This is a genomic window from Granulicella rosea, from assembly GCF_900188085.1.
GTDB classification, from domain to species: Bacteria; Acidobacteriota; Terriglobia; order Terriglobales; family Acidobacteriaceae; genus Edaphobacter; species Edaphobacter rosea.
Map to the genome: position 1 here is coordinate 1 of NZ_FZOU01000003.1, position 20,185 is coordinate 20,185.

Here is a 20,185-nt window from a genome sequence, read left to right on the forward strand (position 1 = left end):
GGCGGATCGGGAATCTTCACCTTCTCGAGCACGATCTTCGGCGGAACCGGCTTGATCACCGGCGGCTTGGGTAGAGGCTTCGGTGGCGGCTTCGGAGGCTCCGGCGGCTTCGGCTTCGGCTCATCCTTGATCGGAACCACCAGCGTGACCGCTTCCTTCTGCTTTTGAATCTGCACCTTCGTCGCTGCGCCGATCACGATCGCGATCAGCACCAGCGCGGCATTCAGGCCGAGCGAGGTAAAGATGGAGCCTTTGCCCTGAGAGCCGGAGTCGAGCACGCCGAAGTGGGCGAACTGGACGTCCTTGGGGCGGGTATTTTCTTCACTGCGCAACGGTTTTGCCATGGAAAGAAGATCCTTTATGCAAGTCTCGCGAATGGGCGAGGCGGGAGTTGTGGAAGACGCCAGTCGAGAACTTCAAGAGATTCAAGGTCCAGCGAGCATCGTCAGGGCGGCTTACTTCATTTGGTAACCGTACTGGGGAGCCCGAAAATATTTTGTCGTTTCAGGTCATCTTATGGCGCCCGTACAGGAATGCAAGAGGAAAAACCATGAATCTCCCATTTGAGGGCTTTCATTCAAAACAACTTCAACGCATTTCGGCAGCGAATGCAAACTTTAGTAACACGTTTACAGTCTTGCAGAGAATGGCAAGAGCAGACACTATACTTTGGTTGCACCCGGTACCCAGAAAGTTTCAGGGGGTACGGGCAACCAGGAGATCTGAGAATGAATGTATTGGTAACAGGCGGCGCGGGTTACATTGGCGGCACGGTCTGCCGTCTGCTTCTCGCACAGGGACACACGGTCACGATCTTCGACAGCCTCTGCCATAGCCGCCGTGAGGCCCTGCCTGCGGGTGCAACCTTCGTTGAGGGCGATCTTGCCGATAGGGCGCTACTTGAGAAAACATTTTCCAACGGGCCGTTCGATGGGGTGATGCACTTTGCCGCCCTGATCGAGGCTGGCGACAGCATGAAGAAGCCCGAGGTCTACTTCCGCAACAACACGGCCGGCACGCTTTCGCTGCTCGAAGCCATGCTGGCGACCGGTCACGACAAGATCGTCTTCAGCTCGACGGCCGCCTGCTACGGCGAGCCGGAGTCCGCGCCGATCTTCGAAGACGCCCGCCTGAAGCCGACCAATCCATATGGCGAAAGCAAGCTGCTGGTCGAGTACATGCTGCAGTGGATGAACTCGCAGCGCGGTCTGCGCTATGCCAGCCTGCGCTACTTCAACGTCGCGGGCGCGATCGAGGGCTACGGCGAGGCGCACGAGCCGGAGTCGCACCTGATTCCGCTGATTCTGGACGTGGCGCTAGGCAAGCGCGCGAGCATCAAGATCTTCGGCCAGGACTACCCGACCAAAGACGGCACCTGCATCCGCGACTATATTCATGTGCAGGATCTGGCCGACGCGCACCTGCTGGCGCTGGACGCGCTTTCGACGACCGAGAAGATTATCTGCAACATCGGCAACGGCCAGGGCTTCACGGTGCTCGAGGTGATCGAATCGGTGAAGCGCGTGACCGGCAAGCCGATCGCGGTCGAACTCTGCGACCGCCGCGCCGGCGACCCGGCGGTGCTGGTCGCCAGCTCGGACAAGATCAAGGCGGAGCTGGGGTGGAAGCCGCGGTTTGCCGAACTCGACGCCATCATCGCCAGCGCCTGGAAGTGGCATCAGATTCATAACGCCTGAGACAGCTTCACGCGGCAAGACCCGGAGGTTCCGATTTGTTCGACAGTATGTTCCACCTGCATCTGCCGCTGCTCGAAAAGATCATCCGGCCAGCGATCGTCTACGTGGCGTTGATCGCCTACCTGCGCCTGTTCGGGAAACGCGAACTGGCGCAGTTGAACCCGTTCGACCTGGTGGTGCTGCTCAGCCTGTCGAATACGGTGCAGAACGCGATCATTGGCGACGACAACTCGGTGACGGGCGGGTTGGTGGGTGCGTTCGCGCTGCTGTCGGTCAACTGGCTGGTCATGCGGCTGCTCTTCCATATGCCGAAGTTGAATGCAGCGGCCGAGGGTTCGTCCACCATGCTGATCTGCGACGGCGTGGTGGACGAGGCCGCGCTGAAGAAAGAGACGATGACCCGGCAGGAGCTGCTTTCGGTGCTGCACCGGCAGAGCTTCGACAGCTTCGGCGAGGTGCGCAAGTGCGTGCTCGAACCGAACGGCACCTTCTACATTGAAGCGGTGCAGCCTTCTGCCGACGAGGCGCAGCGGGCGGAGCTGATGGAGGCGCTCGAACGCCTGACCCGCGAGGTGCAGGATATGCGGAAGCAGTTGGCGGCGAAGGGCTGATTTCAGGAGTTAAGAGCTGCCTTTAGGCCGTGCCAGCTCTTTTGCCAGTCTCTCGGGCGGTGTGGGAAGTTTGAAATCCCGCACTGCGGCCCGGTAGCCACCCATATAGATGGAGTACATGACCGCCAGCGCGCAGCCTACCCCGAAGGCGAAGCCCAGAAAGAATCCGATCGAAGCTGGCCAGTAAAATCCCACGCAAGCTGAGTGTAGCAGCCGGTGCGCGGACTACACCCGGCGTCGCGCTCGCAGAACCCGGCCACCGGCCCGGGGATACTCGCCGGAGTCGAACTGTTTGGTCCAGACGATCTTCACGGTCTGCATCTCGCCGGAGCGGACCCTGGCCGGACGAACGAAGTCGGCGGACTCCACTCGAACCTCGGACTTGGCTTCGAGCGGCGCCGGGTCCGTTGCGGTCTCGTCCTTCGGCTGTCGCGCCGCCTTGCTTGCCACCAGCGCTACAACGCAGGGAGCCATCAGCATCACGACAAAACAACCGATAATCAGCCAATCACGCATGGCAACCTGCTTTCTGCCGCGAAACCCGATACAACCTTGGAATCCACGGCAACCGGTATTTACTCTACAGTTACTCCCGGCTTCAGACAAGCATAACCTGCACCAAAGTTGGTGCTGGTTGTGCTGGGTTACTTCGGCGCCGCAGCCGCTGTGTTACCTGCGGTGAAGATCTTCAAAGCGTTGCGTACGGTGTAGTTCAATCCCCAGGCCGCCGGAAGGATCACCAGCAGCCAGGCTGCGCCGATCAGCAGGGGAGAAGATTTTGCGTGGACGGTCTCGTTTGCCATCTCGGGAATCCTTTTCGTCTGAAGCGTGTGAATGCTATGCCGATGTTGCGTCTGTGTCTACGGGCGGGCCGAAATCAGTGTCCGCCGCCGACCGGCGCGAGCGTCTGATCCTTCATCCAGTGCTTTGCGTCCACCGGCCGCACCAGCAGGTTGGCGACAAAGCCGACGACGAGCAGGCCGGACATAATGTGCAGGATCAGCGGGTATGCGTCCTGCTTGCTCATATGGTTGGCGACGTAGTGGTCGAGGATGCCGTTGACGATGAGCGGGCCGACGATGCCCGCGGTCGACCACGCCGTCAGCAGGCGGCCGTGGATCGCCGAGACGTTGTAGCCGCCGAAGAGATCCTTCAGGTAGGCCGGAATCGTCGCGAAGCCGCCGCCATACATCGAGATGACCAGTACCGCGATGCTGACGAAGAGCGGCACGGAGTTCAGATGGTCGGCACGCGAGAGCGGCAGCACAAAGAACAGGACGGCGCCCAGCGTGAAGAAGGTGAAGTAGGTGGTCTTGCGTCCGAGTTTATCCGAGACCGAAGCCCAGAAGAAGCGACCGGCCATATTAAAGATGCTGAGCAGACCGACGAACCCGACGGCTGCGTCCTTTCCGACGGAGCCTTTAAACAGGTCCTGAATCATCGGCGAAGCCTGCTCCAGGATGCCGATGCCTGCGGTGACATTGCAGAAGAGGATGATCCAGAGGAGCGCGAACTGCGGCGTCCGCCACGCCTGCCCGACGGCGACGCTGTGGGTCGAGATAAGCGCGGAGACCTTGTTCGTGCCGGACCAGCCCTCGGGCTTCCAGCCGTCGCGCGGCACGCGGATGGTGAAGACGCCGAACATCATGAAGATAAAGTAGAGCGTACCCATGACGAGAAAGGTCGACGGGATGGCTGGCTTGCCGGCAGCTTTAAAGTGCGCCATCAGTTGGTTGGCCAGCGGGCTGCCGATGAGCGCGCCACCGCCGAAGCCCATGATCGCCAACCCGGTCGCAAGGCCCGGCCGGTCGGGGAACCACTTGATGAGCGTGGAGACGGGCGAGATGTAACCCAGCCCCAGGCCCACGCCACCGACCACGCCGTACCCAAGATAGATGAGCGCAATCTGATGCGTATCCGCGCCGATCGCGGCAATGTAGAAGCCTGCGGCGAAGCAGATGGCGGCATAGAACATCGCGCGCCGTGGGCCGACTTTTTCAAGCCACGCGCCGAAGATCGCAGCCGACAGGCCCAGCACGGCGATCGCAATGGAGAAGATGTAGCCGAGGCTCTTCAGGTCCCAGTGCGATCCGTCCGCTGCCGTCAGGGCTTGTAGAGGGTTCTTGAAGACGGAGAAGGCGTAGACCTGTCCGATCGAAAGATGGATGGCAAGTGCGGCAGGCGGGACCAGCCAGCGGCTGTACCCCTCATGTGCGACCGAACGTTCCCGATCGAGAAAAGAAAGCGCCATAACCTTAAACTCCTGGGAATCCAATTCCTGGGGCGGACCACGCCCTCTTATCGACTTCGATTGCACTGGAAGCGGGACAGATGCAACCGTGAATTGTTTTGTACTCCTATGGATCAAGGTTTGAACAGCCTTTTCACGATCTTTTCTCAAGTCCAACGGAATGTGTGCGGTAAACGTCTTCCCGCTTGCCCGGCGCAATTCACAGTTGCTCGACTTTGCTGTCGTAAGGTACCTTTTGCGTGAACGAAATTTGGAGGAAACGCGTGTCTCTAACAGCCGAGGGTCTATCTGTAGGTACGAACATGCAGTCATTGCTGCGCGAGAACCGCCTCTTTCCTCCACCGGCGGACTTCGCCGCGAAGGCGCATATCCAGAACCTCGAACAGTACGAGAGCATGTACCGCAAGAGCGTCGAGGAGCCCGAGGAGTTCTGGGCCGAGGCCGCGTCGGAGCTCGACTGGTTCGAGAAGTGGACCACCGTGCTCGAAGGCGAAATGGGATCGGCGAAGTGGTTCGTCGGCGGCAAGCTGAACCTGTCGCACAACTGTGTCGACCGCCACGCGCTCAGCAACGCGCGGGATAAGGTGGCGCTGCTGTGGGAGGGCGAGCCCGGCGAGGTCCGCAAGATCACCTACGGCGAGCTGCACGTCATGGTGCAGCAGTTCGCCAATGTCTTAAAGGGTTTGGGCGTGGGCAAGGGCGATCGCGTGGCCATCTATATGGGTATGTGCCCGGAGCTGGCGATTGCGCTGCTGTCATGCGCGCGCATCGGCGCGATCCATAACGTGATCTTCGGCGGCTTCGCGTCACACGCGCTGGTCGACCGCATCAACGACTCGCAGTGCGTGGCCGTGCTGACCCAGGATGTCAGCTATCGCCGCGGCGGCGAGGTCAAGCTGAAGGCCATCGTCGATGAGGCGCTGGGCAAGTGTCCGACCGTGAAGAACGTTGTCGTCTACCAGCGATCGACGGTCGAGGGTTCGCCCGAGCGCAAGACGCCGGTGAGCATGGTCGAAGGCCGCGACATCTGGTGGCACGAGGCCGTCGCAACCGCCAGCGCGGAGTGCCCGCCAGAGTGGATGGACTCCGAAGACCCGCTCTACATTCTCTATACCTCCGGCACGACCGGCAAGCCCAAAGGCCTGGTCCACACCACCGGGGGATACTCGGTTGGTACGTACCTGACCTCGAAGTACATCTTCGACCTGCAGAAGGACGACGTGTACTTCTGCACGGCCGACATCGGCTGGGTCACCGGCCACAGCTACGTCGTCTATGGCCCGCTGCAGAACGGCACGACCGTGCTGATGTACGAAGGCGCGCCCAACTGGCCGGACTGCGATCGCTTCTGGCGCATCGTGGACACGCATAAAGTCTCTGTTTTCTATACCGCGCCGACGGCGATCCGCGCCTTCATCAAGTGGGGCGACGCATACCTGGCTCCTTACACGCTGGATTCGCTGCGTCTGCTGGGCACGGTCGGCGAGCCGATCAACCCCGAGGCCTGGATGTGGTATCACACCAACATCGGCAAGGAGCGCTGCCCGATCGTCGACACCTGGTGGCAGACCGAGACGGGAGCCATCCTCATTGCGCCGATTCCGGGCGCCGTCGGGACGAAGCCCGGCTCGGCCACGCGGCCGTTCTTCGGCATCGTGCCGGAGGTCGTCACCAAGGAAGGCGAGCCCGTACCCAAGGGGCAAGGTGGTCTGCTGGTCATCCGCAAGCCGTGGCCATCCATCGCGCGCTCGATCTACGGCGATCCGGACCGTTACAAGTCGGCCTACTTTTCGGAGATTCCCGGCAGTTACTTCACCGGCGACGGTGCGCGGCAGGACGAGGACGGCTACTTCTGGCTGATGGGCCGGGTCGACGACGTCATCAACGTCAGCGGCCACCGGCTGGGCTCGGCCGAGATCGAGTCGGCGCTCGTCGCGCACCCGAAGGTCGCCGAGGCGGCCGTCGTCGGGCGGCCGGACGAGATGAAGGGACAGGCGATCGCCGCGTTCGTCTCGCTCGAAGAGGGCCACGAGGCCAGCGACGCGCTGAAGCAGGAGCTGCGCCAGTGGGTCGCGAAGGAGATCGGCGCACTGGCCCGGCCGGACGACCTGCGCTTCACCCCGACGCTGCCGAAGACGCGCTCCGGCAAGATCATGCGGCGCCTCCTGCGGGAACTTGCGACGACCGGAACGGTGACGGGCGACACGACGACGCTTGAGGATTTCGGCGTGATCGCCAAGCTGCGTGAAGGGGACGAGTAGTTGATGGAAGCGCAGGGCTGAAGCCCCATGCTTCCACCGAAAACCTACCCCAGGTGCTGGCTGGCCTTGGTTGGCAGGGTGAAGTGGAAGGTCGCGCCGTCGCCCGGAGGGCTGGTGGCCCAGATGTGCCCGCGGTGCTGCGTGACGATGCTGCGGCAGATGGCGAGGCCCAGACCCGTGCCGCCGCGGATGCGGGAGTCCGAGGCGTCCACCTGCTGGAAGCGGTTGAAGATGTTCTCGAGCTGGCCGGCGGGGATGCCCTGGCCCTGGTCGTGCACATCGAACTGCGCCTCGTTTTCGTCGAGCGCCTTCACCGAGAGCGCGATCTCGCCGCCGACGGGGGAGAATTTGATCGCATTCGAGATCAGGTTGCTCAGCGTCTGCGCGATGCGGTCTGGGTCGGCCCAGACCTGAATGCCCGACATATGCCCCGGCCCAAGCGCGAAGTGCAGGTGCAGCTTATCCGCAGCGGACTGCTGCGTGGAGGCCGCGCGGCGCAGCAGGTCGTCGGCGGAGCACATCGTGTAGTGCAACTCCGCCTTGCCGCTGCTGATCCGCTCGATGTCGAGGATGTCGTTGACGAGGCGCGCCAGCCGGTCGGTGTTGCCGATGGCGATCTCGAGCATCTGCTGCATCTTTTCGGGCCGCGTGGCCAGCGCTCCGCCCGAGACCAGACCCAGCGCGGCGCGCAGCGAGGTCAGCGGCGTACGCAGCTCGTGCGAGACGGTGGAGATGAACTCGTCCTTCATCCGGTCGAGCGCGCGTCGTTCGGTCGTGTCGGTGAAGGCGACGACCACGCCGACGCACTTCGTGGTGCGTTCACCGGATCCGTCGGCGCCGGCGCCTTCGCGGACGATGTCGATCTGGGGACGCGCGACATACTCTACCGGGAAGCTGGTGCCGTCCTTGCGCCAGAAGACCTCGTCCGAGACGCGCACCGTGTCGAGCTTGCGGATGCTGTTCGCGATGGGCGAGTCCCCGGCGGGGTAGGGTGTTCCGTCGGGCCGGGTGTGATGGATCAGCTCGTGCATGCGCCGCCCCAGCAGTTCGCCGGCCTTGTAGCCGAGCATCTGCGAGGCGGCCGGGTTCACCACCGTCACGCGTCCTTCCAGGTCGATGCCGTAGATGCCGTCTCCGACCGATTCGAGGATGGAGTTCGACTGCCGGATGAGCGTGCGCAGCTTCTCTTCCGCGCGCACCTGTTCGGTGATGTCGACGCCGAAGCTGAGGATATAGGGCAGCTTGCCGGGCGCCTCGATCAGCTTGTTGCTGAAGGCCATCACGCGGACTTCGCCGTTCTTGTTGCAGAAGTAGTGCAGGCCCTGCGATTCGCCGTTCGCGACGACCTCCTCCAGATACGGCTGCACGTCGCGCTTGCGCTCGCGCGGCATCAGATCCGCAAGATTGCGTCCGACGATCTCTTCGACGGTGAAGCCGAGGCTCTGCGCGCCAGTCGTATTGATGGAGATCATCTTGCCGTTGAGGTCGTGCGTGCCCACCATGCCCAGCGAGCCTTCGACGAGCTGACGGTAGCGCGCCTCGCTCTCGCGCAGGGTCGCCTCCGCGCCGCGCTGCGTGGTGACGTCGATGCCGGTGGAGATGAGGAAGGTCGTCTGGCCCTGGCGGTCGACGAGCGCGGTCGCGGTCCAGGCGATGCGGCGGATGCTGCCGTCGCGGCACTTCCACTGGTTCTCGAAGCTGGCGGGGAACTTGCCGCCGCGCAGCCGTTCGAAGCTGGCGATGGCCTCGGGAATGTCGGCGACGGGGATCAGTTTTTCCCACAGGTAGCGCCCGACCAGCGAGGCGAAGTCGTAGCCGGAGGCCACCTCGCAGGCGCGGTTGAAGCGCACGATGCGGCCCGCGGTGTCGAAGACCGCGACCAGCGCGCCGACTGTGTCCAGCACGGTGGAGACGAAGTTGCGCTCGACCGTCAGGGCCGATTCCACGCGATGGCTGGCGCGGCTGGCCTTGTCCATCTGGCGGATGCGGCAGTTGAGTTCGTAGTGCGCAACGACCTGGCGGCCCAGCACGGCGAGGCTGTCGATCTGCGCGAGCGTCAGCTTGCGTGGCGCAACATCCTGCACGAACAGACAGCCGATGGTGACGCCGGCGGGCGTGGTCAACGGAGCGCCGGCAAAAAAGCGATAGGTGCGACCGGCGATCATGATGCCGTCGGGGGAGAAGTCCGCGTGATAGCGCGCGTCGGGCACCTCGTAGACGGTGTCGCCGAGAATGGTCTGTTCGATCGGGGTGTTTCCCCGTGGCACGCGCGATGGGCCGGGGCCTACGCGGGAGTTGACGAAGAGGCTCTCCGCCCCCACCATGGCGACGCCGGCCATGGGCACGCCGCACAACTGCGCGGCCAGGCGGACGAGGTCGTCGACGACCGGATCGGGCGCGGCTTCGACCAGCCCGTACTGCTCCAGGGCTTCCGCTCGCAACGCATCGTCTTTGACCAGGGTCGGATTCATCATGACTCTAGGCCAAATGTTAGGGCTCGACGCACGCGAAGACACTCCAACTTTCGACGTACCTGCGGGTTCGGAGGGGTAAGCGATGCGGCTCATCGGCGTCAGGGCTTCGGCAGCGCGCAGCAATCGCCGGCGTTCGGTGCTTCGTTTGCGCTGGCTTCGAGCGAGACCTTCCACGCGCCGCCCGGCAACTTCTTCCAGACAGTCATATATCGGCCCGTCAGGACGATCGGCTGACCGTTGTTGTCCTTTGCCTTACCCTCATAGTGGCCCCAGGTGTAGCCCATGTCGTTCGACGGACCCATCTGCGCGCCCTGCGGAGTCCAGGTAAGCTGATAGGTCGCGGGATCCCACACGGCCTGCTGGGCGATGGCGGAACGGCCAAGCACGGGCGGCTTGCCGTTGTTCAGCACGACGGCGTCGTCGGTAAACCATGCGGCGAAGGCCTTGCCGCCACCTTTTGCGACATCCGCCGCGAATCGACTTTCGAGTTCCATCAACTGTAGGACGCCAGGCGTCAGCGTTGGTTGTGTCAGCGGGCTGATGAGCACGTGGCCGCCGCTGTCGGGGGCGCCGGAAGAGAACGGATTGAGCGGTATCTGCTGCCCGGTCAGCCTGGTCGTGGCCGAGGCGCAAAAGGCGAAAGACAGGATCGACGCGATCGTACGCATGCGCGGCATGCGCCGATGCTAGCAGTTGCGGCGATGTGGATTGCGGGTATGTTACCAAAGAATAAATCCCCGCTCCAAAAATGCGTTTCAACTGCTATTCTTCGACCACAATGAACAAATCAAAGAGGCAGCCGGTGTTGTTGGGCGCGGGAATTGGGCTGGTCGTGTTTGGAATCGCGATGCAGGCCGCGGTTCCCGGGATGCCGCTCTTCGGGCCGCTGACGCTGCGCTGGCTCGGCATCCTGATGCTGGCGGCCTTTGCAACCGACCGCCGCTCGATCTCGCCGTGGATCTTCGTCGCCATGGTCGCCGGCGCCGAGATTGGCTTCGACGCGCCCGCCTTCGCCATTCACCTGCGGGTCTTCTCGGATATCTTTCTCCGCCTGATCAAAACCATCGTCGCTCCGCTGATCCTCGCGACGCTGATCACCGGCATCGCCGGGCACGGGGATCTGAAGTCCGTCGGCCGCATGGGCGTCAAGAGCATCGTCTATTTTGAGGTAGTGACGACGCTCGCGCTCGCCATCGGGCTCGGGGCCATCCACCTGACGAAGGCTGGCGTCGGCCTCGTCATCCCGACCGTCGCGGGCGCGGGCGAGGCCATCAAGGCAGCACCCATGCACTGGGACGAGTTCCTGCTGCACGTCTTTCCCGAGAACATCGCCAAGTCCGTCGCCGAGGGCCAGGTGCTGCAGGTCGCCGTCTTCGCCGTCTTCTTCGGCATCGCGCTGGCCATGCTGAGCGAAGAAAAGCGCGCCCCGGTGCTGCGTTTCTGCGAGAGCCTGAGCGAGGGCATGTTCAAGTTCACCAATGTCGTCATGTACTTCGCCCCCATCGGCGTGGGCGCCGCGATGGCGTTCACGGTCGGCCACATGGGGTTGAGCGTGCTGGTGAACCTCGGAAAACTGCTGCTGACCTTATATGGTGCGCTGATCGCCTTCGGCCTGGTGGTGCTGCTGCCGGCGGCGTTGATCGCGCGCGTGCCGGTGAAGCGATTCCTCGCGGCGGTGCTTGAACCGGCGACGATCGCCTTCGCCACAGCCAGCAGCGAGGCTGCGCTGCCCCGCGCGATGGAGGCGATGGAGGCGCTCGGCGTGCCGCGCCGCATCGTGTCGTTCGTCATTCCGGCCGGATACAGCTTCAACCTCGATGGGTCAACCTTATATCTTGCGGTCTCGTCTATCTTCGTAGTGCAGGCGGCGGGCATTCACATGCCGTTTGGCGAGCAGTTGATGATGATGGGCACGCTGATCCTGACCAGCAAGGGCGTCGCCGGCGTGCCGCGTGCGACGCTGGTCGTTCTGCTGGCGACGGCGGCCACCTTCCGTCTGCCGACCGAGCCGATCTTCGTCATCATGGGCATCGACGCCCTGATGGACATGGCCCGTACGATGGTGAACGTGGTGGGCAACTGTCTGGCCAGCGTAGTGGTCGCGCAATGGGAGGGCGAGTTCGGTACGGAGCCGATTTCGGCGGTCGTGCTCGAAGGAATGGCCGAGTAGGCTACCCGGAATCCGGGAGCAGTCGTATACTGAGAAATCGAACGTCGTACGTCGAATATTTGGAAAAGCAATTTGTACGCGGCAACAGGACCGGAAACGTACGACCCGGCAAGCTGCGGAATGGGTTTGGATGAGCACGATTCTTGAGACGATTGAGTCGCCGGCGGATGTAAAGAAGCTGTCGATCGCAGAGCTGACCACACTGGCGGAAGAGATCCGCGAGCGCCTGATCGTCGGCGTATCGAAGACCGGTGGCCATATCGGCCCGAACCTCGGCGTGGTCGAACTGACCATCGCGATGCACTACTGTTTCGATACGCCGACCGACAGCTTCGTCTTCGACGTGAGCCATCAGGCGTACGTGCATAAGCTGCTGACCGGCCGCGAAAAGCTCTTCCACACGATCCGCCAGCCGGGTGGGCTGAACGGCTTCATGCTGCGGACCGAGAGCGTCCACGACAGCTTCGGCGCGGGCCACGCGGGCACGGCGCTGAGCGCGGCGCTGGGCATGGCTGTGGGACGCGACATGGCGGGCGGCTCGGAGCACATCGTCGCTCTGGCCGGCGACGCCGCCTTCACCAACGGCGTTTCTTTTGAAGCACTTAATAACATCGCCGCGCAGACCAAGCGCATGATCGTCGTGCTGAACGACAACGCCTGGTCGATCGACAAAAACGTCGGCGCCATTGCGGAATACTTCCACAAGCTGACCGCGAATCCCACCTATCTGAACCTGCACGACCGCGCGGCGGGCCTGCTGGAGCGCTTTGGCGGCAAGGCTGCGCGACATGTCGCACGCCGGGCAGAGGAGGCCGCGAAGGGCATCGTCGGACGCGGCATGTTGTTCGAGGAGTTCGGCATCAGCTACTACGGCCCGATCGACGGCCACAACCTGCCGCTGCTGATCGAGACCTTCAACTTCCTGAAGACGCTCGACCGCCCGGTCGTGCTGCACGCGATCACCCAGAAGGGCCGCGGCTTCCAGCCGGCGCTCGACAAGCAGAAGAAGTTCCACGGCCTGGGGCCCTATAACCCGGAGACGGGCGAGACCACGGCCGCGGGGCAGAAGACCTACTCGGAGATCTTCGCCGAATCGCTCACCCGGCTCGCCGACCGCAACGACAAGGTCGTGGCCATCACGGGCGCCATGCCGAACGGCACCGCGCTCGACCTCTTCCGCCCGCACCATCCGGATCGGTACTTCGACGTCGGCATCGCGGAGGAGCATGCGGTGATCTTCGCCGCCGGTCTGGCGACCAAGGGCTTCAAGCCGTATTGCGCGATCTACTCGACCTTCCTGCAGCGCGCCTACGACATGATCATCCATGACGTCTGCCTGCAGAACCTGCCGGTGGTCTTCTGCATGGACCGCGGCGGTCTGTCGGGCGACGACGGCCCGACGCACCATGGGCTGTTCGACATCAGCTACCTGCGTTGCGTGCCGAACATCATCCACATGGTGCCGAAGGACGAAGACGAACTCGCCGACATGATGTACACGGCGATGCTGCACGAGGGCCCGTCGGCGATTCGTTATCCGCGCGGAACTGGACCGGCGTCGGTCGTAAAAGACCAGCCCGTCGCGCTTCCGATCGGCAAGGCGGAGGTGCTGAAGGACGGCTCCGACGTCGCCATCCTCGCGTTGGGCGGGATGATGGGTGAAGGCAAGCGCCTGCAGACGATGCTCGAAGCCGAAGGCCTCTCGGTCGCGCTGATCAATCCGCGCTTCGCGAAGCCGATCGACCGCGAGAATGCAGAGCTTTACGGCCGCCGCTGCGGCCTGCTGATCACGCTCGAAGACCATGTGCTGGCTGGCGGCTACGGCTCGGCAGTGCTCGAAACGGTCAGCGAACTCGAACTCTCGACCCCCGTGGTGCGTGTAGGATGGCCGGACGACTTCATCGAACACGGCAAGCCCGAAGCTCTGCGCGCCAAGTACGGCCTGACCGCCGAAGGCGCCATGGAGAAGGCTGCACTCTACGTGCGTTCGATCGTGGAGTCGCGGCTTTCGGTACGCTAGCCCAGCCCTTCCCAAAGCGCCTCGATATATGCGGGACTCAGTACGAGCGAATACTGAAAGTAGGGCCAGCTTCTTTTCTTCTGCACGATACGCCAGCGGCCATCTTCGCTGTAATACAGCGAAGATGGCACCGCAGGAGCGCGAAGTGCTCGGTCCGTGCGTCGAGCTACGATCGTGACATACTCGATTCCCGTCCTGCCGGAGTGTGTGGCGTAAACGGGGATGTCGAAAGCGACGAGGAGCTTGTCGTTCCGGAGCCCTGAGACTACATTCCTGGGCTTGCCATAGTCGCGCCTGCCTTCCACAAGTCCGACAGCCCAGTCGTCCGTCCATTTCACTGGATACGGATTGTGGTAATCCGGAAAATCCGATGGAAGCTCATGTTCCATGAACGAGAGACCGCTGTTCTCCGCCAGTCGATGCATCGACCTTCTGCGCAGCTTCGATCTGCTTATATCAATCAGCCCTGAAATGAGGACGGCGCCCACGCCAAATAGAACACACGCGGCGATTTCAGCAGGAGTGGCAGGTTCTTTGGAAAGCGCGAGGAGCATCGGAGTAGGCCTATGGTAGCAAAGCCGTCGTTAGGGCCGAACTGCTACTCGTCCGAACATCATCGCCATCAGCTCTTCCGTGCGCTTGTGACGGTATTCGAAGATGCTCCTGAACTGCCCCGGCACGACCAGCCTGTTCGCCAGCTCGCCCAGCGGGCCGAGGTGCATCTCGTAGTCCACGTGGTCATGCACGCGCGTGCCTGGCCTGCCGTCTTTCTCGACGGATGACAGCCGGTGGCAGTGCTTCCAGTAGGCGAATGGCCCGCGATGCTGGACGTCGCAGAAGTGGTCGTTCCAGACGAATTCGGTGATCTCCGCCTCCCACGGCACTCGAACTGGGCAGAAGGGGAAGGGTTTGAAGCTGATCGTCATCCGCGTGCCTGCGCCGGCGGCGACCCCTGGCAGACGCGGCGTGCCCTCGGGGCGCGGCGGCGGGGGCGCGAACGAGGCCTCTTCGATCCGTGCCTTCTGCCACGCGGGCATCAGTCGCGGCAGGTTCTCGGGGTTCGAGAAGAATCCAAAGACAAACTCGACCGGGTAGGGAAGCCATTGCTCGGCCTCGAACGTGTGGCGCATGCGTACCTCTGTATCGGTTATACGCGGTCGGCGGAGACACGCGTTTCGCGGGAGCAAACGTAGATGACAAAACGTTCAGAAAATTTAACCCATCGCGGACCACTCCGGTCCTAGATCGTGTACATTATTCATATCGGACCTAAGCAGTCCTAGATCGCTCGCCCGGCGGATTGGCTCCGTCACGGGTTCGCGGCTCTGCGTCTGCGGTTCGACGAGATCTGTATCTGGCGCGTGTTGAGGGACCGCGCCGCACCATGGCAGACAGGCGTGTGAGGGCGCGGCTGCTTTAGCGATCGAGGAGAGAGAACGTGACGAGCACCAGGAACGAACGAAAAGAGATCTTCAACAGCAGGCTGGCGGCCTTGGCCATGATGGCGGCATGTGGCGGCTCGCTCGCCCTGGCGCAGGGGCCTCTGGTCCCCGTGGATGGCGGCGCCGATGCTCCGGCCGCAGCCCCCACCGCCGCGCCGCAACAGTTCCAGATCCCCGCGGGCTCCCTCAGCGAAGGTCTGGAGGCGTATCACAAGGCGACCGGCATCGGCGTCTCCGTGAAGATCGGCAAGGAGCGTCTGGCGACCTTTCAGACGCCGGGCGTCTCGGGCAGCTACACCGATGCGGCTGCGCTGACGAAGCTGCTCGAAGGCACAGGCCTGTCGGCGCAGTTTGTGAGCGAGCACGAGGCGATCGTGACGATCCGCCATATGGACGCGGTGGACGTGACCGCCGGCCTGCAGGACGAGATGCCGCTTGCGAAGTTCACCGAGCCATTGCTGGATACGCCGCAGACGGTCAGCGTCGTGCCGAAGTTCATCCTCGAGGATCAGGGTACGTCGACGCTGAAAGACGCGCTGCGCAACGTGCCCGGTATCAGCATGGCGGCAGGCGAGAGCGGCGCGCAGGGCGACAACCTCACCATTCGCGGCTTCACGGCGCGCAACGACATCTTCCTCGACGGCATCCGCGACTTTGGCAGCTACTACCGCGACTCGTTCAACTTCGAAGCAGTCGAGGCGCTCGAAGGCCCGGCCGGCGTGCAGTTCGGACGCGGCTCCACCGGCGGCGTCATCAACCAGGAGAGCAAGGTTCCGCAGGCCCAGCAGTTCGTGCGCATCGGCACGCAGTTCGGTACGGACGCGACGCGGCGCATCACCGCCGACATCAACGAGCCTCTGCCGGATGTCGCCGGCGGCGCCGTCGTGCGCGTGAACATCATGGGGCAGGAGGGCGGCGTCGCCGGCCGTCCGTTCGATGCGCTGCGCCGCTTCGGCCTGGCGCCGTCGCTCGAACTGGGCATGAATTCGAAGGCGCCGTTTACGTTGAGCTACCTGCACATGTCCGAGAACGACACGCCGGACTACGGTCTGCCGTGGTTCTACAACAAGCTCGCGCCGGGCGTCAGCCGCCACGCCTACTTCGGCTTCCCGGACCAGAACTACCTGCGTACGAACGCGGACATTCTGACCGCGAAGGCGGCTTACAACTTCACGCCGAACGTCTCGCTGCAGACCATTGCGCGCGCGGCGAACTATCCGCGCAGCGTGCAGATTACGGAGCCGCAGATCTGTACCGCCCCGTCGGCCAGCACGCCCGTCGGCGGCTGGGTAACCGCGCTGCCAACCTCGTCGATCAACACGACGCAGACCTGCCCGTATGTTCCGGGCGCGGTCAATCCCAGCTCGATCCTTGTCAATCGCAACCAGATCCAGGTCAAGAGCGTCGAAGGCGACCTGTGGGATCAAACGCAGATCGTTGCGCGGTTCCGCACCTTCGGCATCCGGCACAGCTTCGTCGGCGGCGTGGAGGGCGGTCAGGAGATCTCGAACCCGATCCGTTATAGCTACACGATCAGCAGCGCGAACACCGTTCCTTCGACAACGCTCATCAACCCAAACACAGCGGCAGTCTTCAGCGGCACGGGCTACATCACCTCCGTCGTGCATACCAAGGTGGAGAGCGTCGGTCTCTACTTCGTCGATACGGTCCACCTGGGCCGGTTTTTCGAGCTGAGCGGCGGTATGCGCTGGGACCGTATGGATACGGGCTACAACATCTATCAGCCGGTTGCGCCTCCGGCCGGCGGCACGGTCACCGCTACGGTCCTGACCAATGGCGTTCCGGGGCTCAGCCTGGTGGAGTCGCAGCCGACCTATCGCGCGGCGCTGGTCTTCAAGCCGAACAGCCACGGCAGCGTCTACTTCGACTACGGCACCAGCTTCAACCCCGCGGCGGAGTCCATCAGCCTCAGCGCGACCCTCACCTCGGCCGGCCTGAAGCCGGAGGAGAACGAGAGCTACGAGCTTGGCGCGAAGTACTCCTTCTTCGCCGAGAAGCTGCAGGTCGAAGGCGCGATCTTCCGCACCGAGAAGGACAACGCACGCGAGACCAGCGCGACCAATAGCACTCTCACGGTCAACGCCGGCAACCAGGCAGTCAAGGGCATCCAGGTCAGCGCGGTGGGCCGTCTGCCGCAGGGCATGGACCTGGTGGTGGGCTATGCCTACCTCGATAGCCGGGTGATCTCGTCGCCGGACTATCCGACCTCGGTCGGTCAGCCGCTGGCGAACGTACCGACGCAGACCTTCAACTTCTTCGCGACGCACCGCGTGCCTTCGCATGTGATCGTGGGCGTTGGCGGCAACTATGTGGGCAGCCGCACGGCCAGCTCGACGGTGCCGTTCATCCCGCTGACCTATGGCCCTGCAACGACCTTTGCGGCTGGCTCCGCGCCCTGCGGCACGGCGTCCACGACGACCTGCTACCAGGTGCTTTCAACCGCGGAGAAGCAGGTTCCGGGCTACTGGGTCTTCAACGCGATGGTGAAGCGTCCGGTCACGGACCGGCTTGAGCTGCAGGCCAACGTCTACAACGCGCTGAACCGGTTCTACATCGATCTGCCGCACCCCAGCCACCTTATCCCCGGCGCGGGCGTGTCCGCTCTGATCGGCGTGAACTTCAAGTTCTAACCGTCAATACAGGGGCCGGAGCAGGTCGCTTCGGCCCTCGCGTTGTATGTAACTGAAGTGGATACAAACTGTATTTGTAATAAAAGAAAGCACATATGTTGATCGAGATTCCCAATGTACTCACCGCCGAACAGGTCGCCGAGGCGAGGCGCATGCTGGACCAGGCCGAGTGGGTCGACGGCCGCGTCACCTCGGGTTATCAGGCGGCGAGCGTGAAGCGCAACCTGCAGGTCGCCGAGGGCAGCAAAGCTGCGATCGCGCTGGGCGAGATGGTGCTGACCGGCCTCGCGCGCAGTCCGCTCTTCATGTCCGCCGCGCTGCCGCTGCGGGTCTTTCCGCCCATGTTCAACAGCTACTCCGGCGGCCAGACCTTCGGTACGCATGTGGACACGGCCATTCGACAGGTCGCCACGACAGGGCAGCGCATCCGCACCGACCTTTCGGCGACGCTCTTCCTGACCCCGCCCGAGGACTACGACGGCGGCGAGCTGGTCGTCGAGGACGCCTACGGCTCGCACAGCGTGAAGCTGCCGGTGGGCCACATGGTGCTCTATCCCGCGACCAGCCTGCACCACGTCACGCCGGTGACACGCGGCGCGCGCGTCAGCTCCTTCTTCTGGATTCAAAGCATGATCCGCCACGACGCGCAGCGCACGATGCTGTTCGACCTCGACACCGCGATCCAGCGCATCGCAGGCGAGCAGACGGAGGCGGTAAAGACCTCCGCCGTGCAGTTGACGGGGGTGTATCACAACCTGCTCAGAGAATGGGCGGAGATGTAATCCAAAGATCGAGATTGCCCATGCTTCGGCGTGGGCAATGGCCGGCGCTCGTGCCGGTCGAAGGTGCGTCCGCATCACCCTCATGGTGCGGGCGCACTTTCAAATGCAGGGCATAGGGAATGAAAAAGGACGCCTCGATATCGAGGCGTCCTTTTCAATTTCCGAAGCCCTATTGCCTGCTTTAGGGCATCAGCACCGTGTCGATCACGTGGATGACGCCGTTCGACTGATACACATCGGCGGTGGTGACCATGGCCGTGCCGCCCTTGGCGTCGGTGATCATGATGCCCTTGCCCATCATGGTGAAGGTGAGCGACTCACCGTTGACGGTCTTCACGACCGCCTTGCCGCCGCCTGCCTTGATCAACTTCGCCAGCTCCTTCGAGCTGATCTTGCCGGGTACGACGTGGTAGGTGAGGATCGAGGTCAGCGTCGCCTTGTTCTCCGGCTTGACGAGCGTATCGACCGTGCCCGCGGGCAGCTTGGCGAAGGCGTCGTTGGTCGGCGCGAAGACGGTGAAGGGACCGGCGGAGTTCAGCGTGTCGACAAGCCCGGCAGCCTTCACCGCAGCGACCAGCGTCGTGTGGATCGGCGAGTTGACCGCGTTCTCGACGATGGTCTTCGTGGGATACATCGCGGCGCCGCCGACATCGGGATCCTTCATCTGGGCGGAGGCGGTAAGCGAGGTAACGGCCAGCGTGGCGACGGCAACGGCGGTGAGGAAGCTCTTCTTCATGTTCATGGTGTTCGTCCTTTGTGTGCTGTCTGCTTGCTAAGGTGTCCCTCTCATCAGGGCGTTCAATCACATCTACGAAGCGCTTTCGCGGATGGATTGAAGCTATGCTAAAAAGTTTGTCAATAGAGCAAACATGTTCGGCTTACTTGAGGGCGCTGAAATCCGAGGCGCCATCCATTCATGAGAGCAACTTGGCCAGGCCGTTGACATTTAGAGCCGTTGCCCGTCAACTGGAGGAAGCCTTCATGCGAGAACACGATACAACCGAGGAAACGCTGGGCCAGCAGGCAGCGGGACGCAGGACCGGAACCCATGACCGCGGTCTGTTGCTGATCGGCATCTTCAAGGTGCTGAAGTCGCTGTTCTTCTTCTGCCTTGGCATCGGCGTCTTCCACCTGCTGCACAAAGACCTGTCGGATGAGGTGATGCGCGTCGCCACCGCGCTTCGGTTCGACACGGACGGCCGCTTCGTCAGCTTCATCCTCAGCAAGGTCAGCCTCGTCGATGTACATCGCCTGCGGCAGATCGGCCTGTTCGACTTCGGCTACTCGGTCGTCGCGCTGGTCGAAGGCTACGGTCTCGTAACGGAGAAGGTATGGGCTGAATACCTGACGCTGACGCTTACGGTCTGCTTCATGCCTTACGAGATCTATGAGTTGATTCGCAAGCCGAGCTGGCTCTGGTTCGGCCTGCTCCTCATCAACCTCGGCGTTCTGCTGTACCTGGTCTGGATGCTGCAGCGGAAGAAGACGCGGGTGGAGCAGGCGTCGGCGTAGTCCTTTCCCATGTATTGGATACGCAATTTCCACTGGTTTGTCGGGAAATACACAGGCGATGCATCTGGACTTTCGCTTTTACTTCGCTTACCAGATGTGGTTTCACTCAGCAAGTGATCAACTTGCCCTGAACCAACAGCCTCAACACTACCGGTAGTGCGATCCCAGTCAGCCAGCCCAACGGGCTGGTTTTTCCACATTTTGCGCGAAGGAATCCTCGCTCTGTCTCAATTTAGTGCTGGACAGCGGGGGTAGCGCGCGAGACGATGTGGTTGGAAGTGGTCAAAAGGGGAGCAAAGTGGCTAAGAAATGCC

The 20,185-nt window shown here is 62.7% G+C and carries 16 protein-coding genes and 1 pseudogene; 8 read left to right on the forward strand and 9 right to left on the reverse strand.

Annotated elements, in window-relative coordinates:
- Positions 1-344 (reverse strand): annotated as a pseudogene (locus CHB87_RS22230) (hypothetical protein); the annotation flags it as partial.
- Positions 345-728: 384 nt separating this feature from the next.
- Here CHB87_RS22230 and galE point away from each other — a divergent pair.
- Together galE and CHB87_RS09170 are read left to right on the forward strand one after the other, a co-directional pair.
- Positions 729-1,697, forward strand: a complete 969-nt coding sequence (gene galE / locus CHB87_RS09165) for a UDP-glucose 4-epimerase GalE (RefSeq protein WP_089408144.1) — start codon at positions 729-731, stop codon at positions 1,695-1,697.
- 35 nt (positions 1,698-1,732) lie between these two features.
- Positions 1,733-2,308 (forward strand): DUF421 domain-containing protein, encoded by a 576-nt coding sequence (locus tag CHB87_RS09170; RefSeq protein ID WP_089408145.1) that lies wholly within the window; start codon positions 1,733-1,735, stop codon positions 2,306-2,308.
- A 225-nt stretch (positions 2,309-2,533) separates the two neighbouring features.
- On the opposite strand, the gene CHB87_RS09180 is transcribed toward CHB87_RS09170, so the two are convergent.
- The 3 genes from CHB87_RS09180 to CHB87_RS09185 form a co-directional block, all read right to left on the reverse strand.
- Positions 2,534-2,824 (reverse strand): hypothetical protein, encoded by a 291-nt coding sequence (locus tag CHB87_RS09180; RefSeq protein ID WP_089408147.1) that lies wholly within the window; start codon positions 2,822-2,824, stop codon positions 2,534-2,536.
- Between the two features lie 128 nt (positions 2,825-2,952).
- Positions 2,953-3,111: an MFS transporter small subunit gene (locus CHB87_RS22235; protein ID WP_176441675.1), complete on the reverse strand. Its 159-nt coding sequence runs from the start codon at positions 3,109-3,111 to the stop codon at positions 2,953-2,955.
- Positions 3,112-3,185: 74 nt separating this feature from the next.
- On the reverse strand, positions 3,186-4,559 hold the full coding sequence (locus tag CHB87_RS09185) for an L-lactate MFS transporter (protein WP_089408148.1): 1,374 nt from the start codon (positions 4,557-4,559) through the stop codon (positions 3,186-3,188).
- 302 nt (positions 4,560-4,861) lie between these two features.
- On the opposite strand from CHB87_RS09185, the gene acs reads away from it, so the two are divergent.
- Positions 4,862-6,820: an acetate--CoA ligase gene (gene acs / locus CHB87_RS09190; protein ID WP_089408149.1), complete on the forward strand. Its 1,959-nt coding sequence runs from the start codon at positions 4,862-4,864 to the stop codon at positions 6,818-6,820.
- A 44-nt stretch (positions 6,821-6,864) separates the two neighbouring features.
- On the opposite strand, the gene CHB87_RS09195 is transcribed toward acs, so the two are convergent.
- Together CHB87_RS09195 and CHB87_RS09200 are read right to left on the reverse strand one after the other, a co-directional pair.
- The gene (locus tag CHB87_RS09195; protein ID WP_245817904.1) at positions 6,865-9,294 is read right to left on the reverse strand and encodes a PAS domain S-box protein; all 2,430 of its coding nucleotides are present in this window, start codon (positions 9,292-9,294) and stop codon (positions 6,865-6,867) included.
- 98 nt (positions 9,295-9,392) lie between these two features.
- Complete coding sequence (locus CHB87_RS09200; RefSeq protein WP_089408150.1) at positions 9,393-9,971, reverse strand: YybH family protein; 579 nt, start codon at positions 9,969-9,971, stop codon at positions 9,393-9,395.
- Between the two features lie 170 nt (positions 9,972-10,141).
- On the opposite strand from CHB87_RS09200, the gene CHB87_RS09205 reads away from it, so the two are divergent.
- Both CHB87_RS09205 and dxs read left to right on the forward strand, forming a co-directional pair.
- Entirely contained in the window at positions 10,142-11,464 is a 1,323-nt protein-coding gene (locus tag CHB87_RS09205) for a dicarboxylate/amino acid:cation symporter (RefSeq protein WP_425432474.1), read from the forward strand.
- A gap of 130 nt (positions 11,465-11,594) precedes the next feature.
- Positions 11,595-13,484, forward strand: coding sequence for a 1-deoxy-D-xylulose-5-phosphate synthase (dxs, locus tag CHB87_RS09210; protein ID WP_089408152.1), 1,890 nt, complete (start codon positions 11,595-11,597; stop codon positions 13,482-13,484).
- Here the strand turns inward: dxs and CHB87_RS09215 are convergent.
- Positions 13,481-14,038: a hypothetical protein gene (locus CHB87_RS09215; protein WP_089408153.1), complete on the reverse strand. Its 558-nt coding sequence runs from the start codon at positions 14,036-14,038 to the stop codon at positions 13,481-13,483. The two genes, dxs and CHB87_RS09215, sit on opposite strands and share 4 nt — an antisense overlap.
- A gap of 30 nt (positions 14,039-14,068) precedes the next feature.
- A complete protein-coding gene (locus CHB87_RS09220; protein WP_089408154.1) occupies positions 14,069-14,614 on the reverse strand; it encodes an SRPBCC family protein in 546 nt (181 codons plus the stop codon).
- A 308-nt stretch (positions 14,615-14,922) separates the two neighbouring features.
- Here CHB87_RS09220 and CHB87_RS09225 point away from each other — a divergent pair, with 308 nt between their 5' ends.
- Both CHB87_RS09225 and CHB87_RS09230 read left to right on the forward strand, forming a co-directional pair.
- A complete protein-coding gene (locus tag CHB87_RS09225; protein WP_245817905.1) occupies positions 14,923-17,577 on the forward strand; it encodes a TonB-dependent receptor in 2,655 nt (884 codons plus the stop codon).
- 95 nt (positions 17,578-17,672) lie between these two features.
- Complete coding sequence (locus CHB87_RS09230; RefSeq protein ID WP_089408156.1) at positions 17,673-18,359, forward strand: Fe2+-dependent dioxygenase; 687 nt, start codon at positions 17,673-17,675, stop codon at positions 18,357-18,359.
- A 181-nt stretch (positions 18,360-18,540) separates the two neighbouring features.
- Here CHB87_RS09230 and CHB87_RS09235 read toward each other — a convergent pair whose 3' ends face one another.
- Positions 18,541-19,101, reverse strand: a complete 561-nt coding sequence (locus tag CHB87_RS09235; protein WP_245817906.1) for a fasciclin domain-containing protein — start codon at positions 19,099-19,101, stop codon at positions 18,541-18,543.
- A gap of 239 nt (positions 19,102-19,340) precedes the next feature.
- On the opposite strand from CHB87_RS09235, the gene CHB87_RS09240 reads away from it, so the two are divergent.
- Positions 19,341-19,871, forward strand: coding sequence for a DUF2127 domain-containing protein (locus tag CHB87_RS09240; RefSeq protein WP_089408157.1), 531 nt, complete (start codon positions 19,341-19,343; stop codon positions 19,869-19,871).
- Positions 19,872-20,185 lie beyond the last annotated feature (314 nt).

Coding starts and splice junctions, on each gene's coding strand:
- galE (WP_089408144.1), top strand. CDS start 729: ATGAATGTATTGGTAACAGGCGGCGCGGGTTACATTGGCGGCACGGTC.
- CHB87_RS09180 (WP_089408147.1), bottom strand. CDS start 2,824: ATGCGTGATTGGCTGATTATCGGTTGTTTTGTCGTGATGCTGATGGCT.
- CHB87_RS22235 (WP_176441675.1), bottom strand. CDS start 3,111: ATGGCAAACGAGACCGTCCACGCAAAATCTTCTCCCCTGCTGATCGGC.
- CHB87_RS09185 (WP_089408148.1), bottom strand. CDS start 4,559: ATGGCGCTTTCTTTTCTCGATCGGGAACGTTCGGTCGCACATGAGGGG.
- acs (WP_089408149.1), top strand. CDS start 4,862: ATGCAGTCATTGCTGCGCGAGAACCGCCTCTTTCCTCCACCGGCGGAC.
- CHB87_RS09195 (WP_245817904.1), bottom strand. CDS start 9,294: ATGATGAATCCGACCCTGGTCAAAGACGATGCGTTGCGAGCGGAAGCC.
- CHB87_RS09200 (WP_089408150.1), bottom strand. CDS start 9,971: ATGCCGCGCATGCGTACGATCGCGTCGATCCTGTCTTTCGCCTTTTGC.
- CHB87_RS09205 (WP_425432474.1), top strand. CDS start 10,142: ATGCAGGCCGCGGTTCCCGGGATGCCGCTCTTCGGGCCGCTGACGCTG.
- dxs (WP_089408152.1), top strand. CDS start 11,595: ATGAGCACGATTCTTGAGACGATTGAGTCGCCGGCGGATGTAAAGAAG.
- CHB87_RS09215 (WP_089408153.1), bottom strand. CDS start 14,038: ATGCTCCTCGCGCTTTCCAAAGAACCTGCCACTCCTGCTGAAATCGCC.
- CHB87_RS09220 (WP_089408154.1), bottom strand. CDS start 14,614: ATGCGCCACACGTTCGAGGCCGAGCAATGGCTTCCCTACCCGGTCGAG.
- CHB87_RS09230 (WP_089408156.1), top strand. CDS start 17,673: ATGTTGATCGAGATTCCCAATGTACTCACCGCCGAACAGGTCGCCGAG.
- CHB87_RS09235 (WP_245817906.1), bottom strand. CDS start 19,101: ATGAACATGAAGAAGAGCTTCCTCACCGCCGTTGCCGTCGCCACGCTG.
- CHB87_RS09240 (WP_089408157.1), top strand. CDS start 19,341: ATGCGAGAACACGATACAACCGAGGAAACGCTGGGCCAGCAGGCAGCG.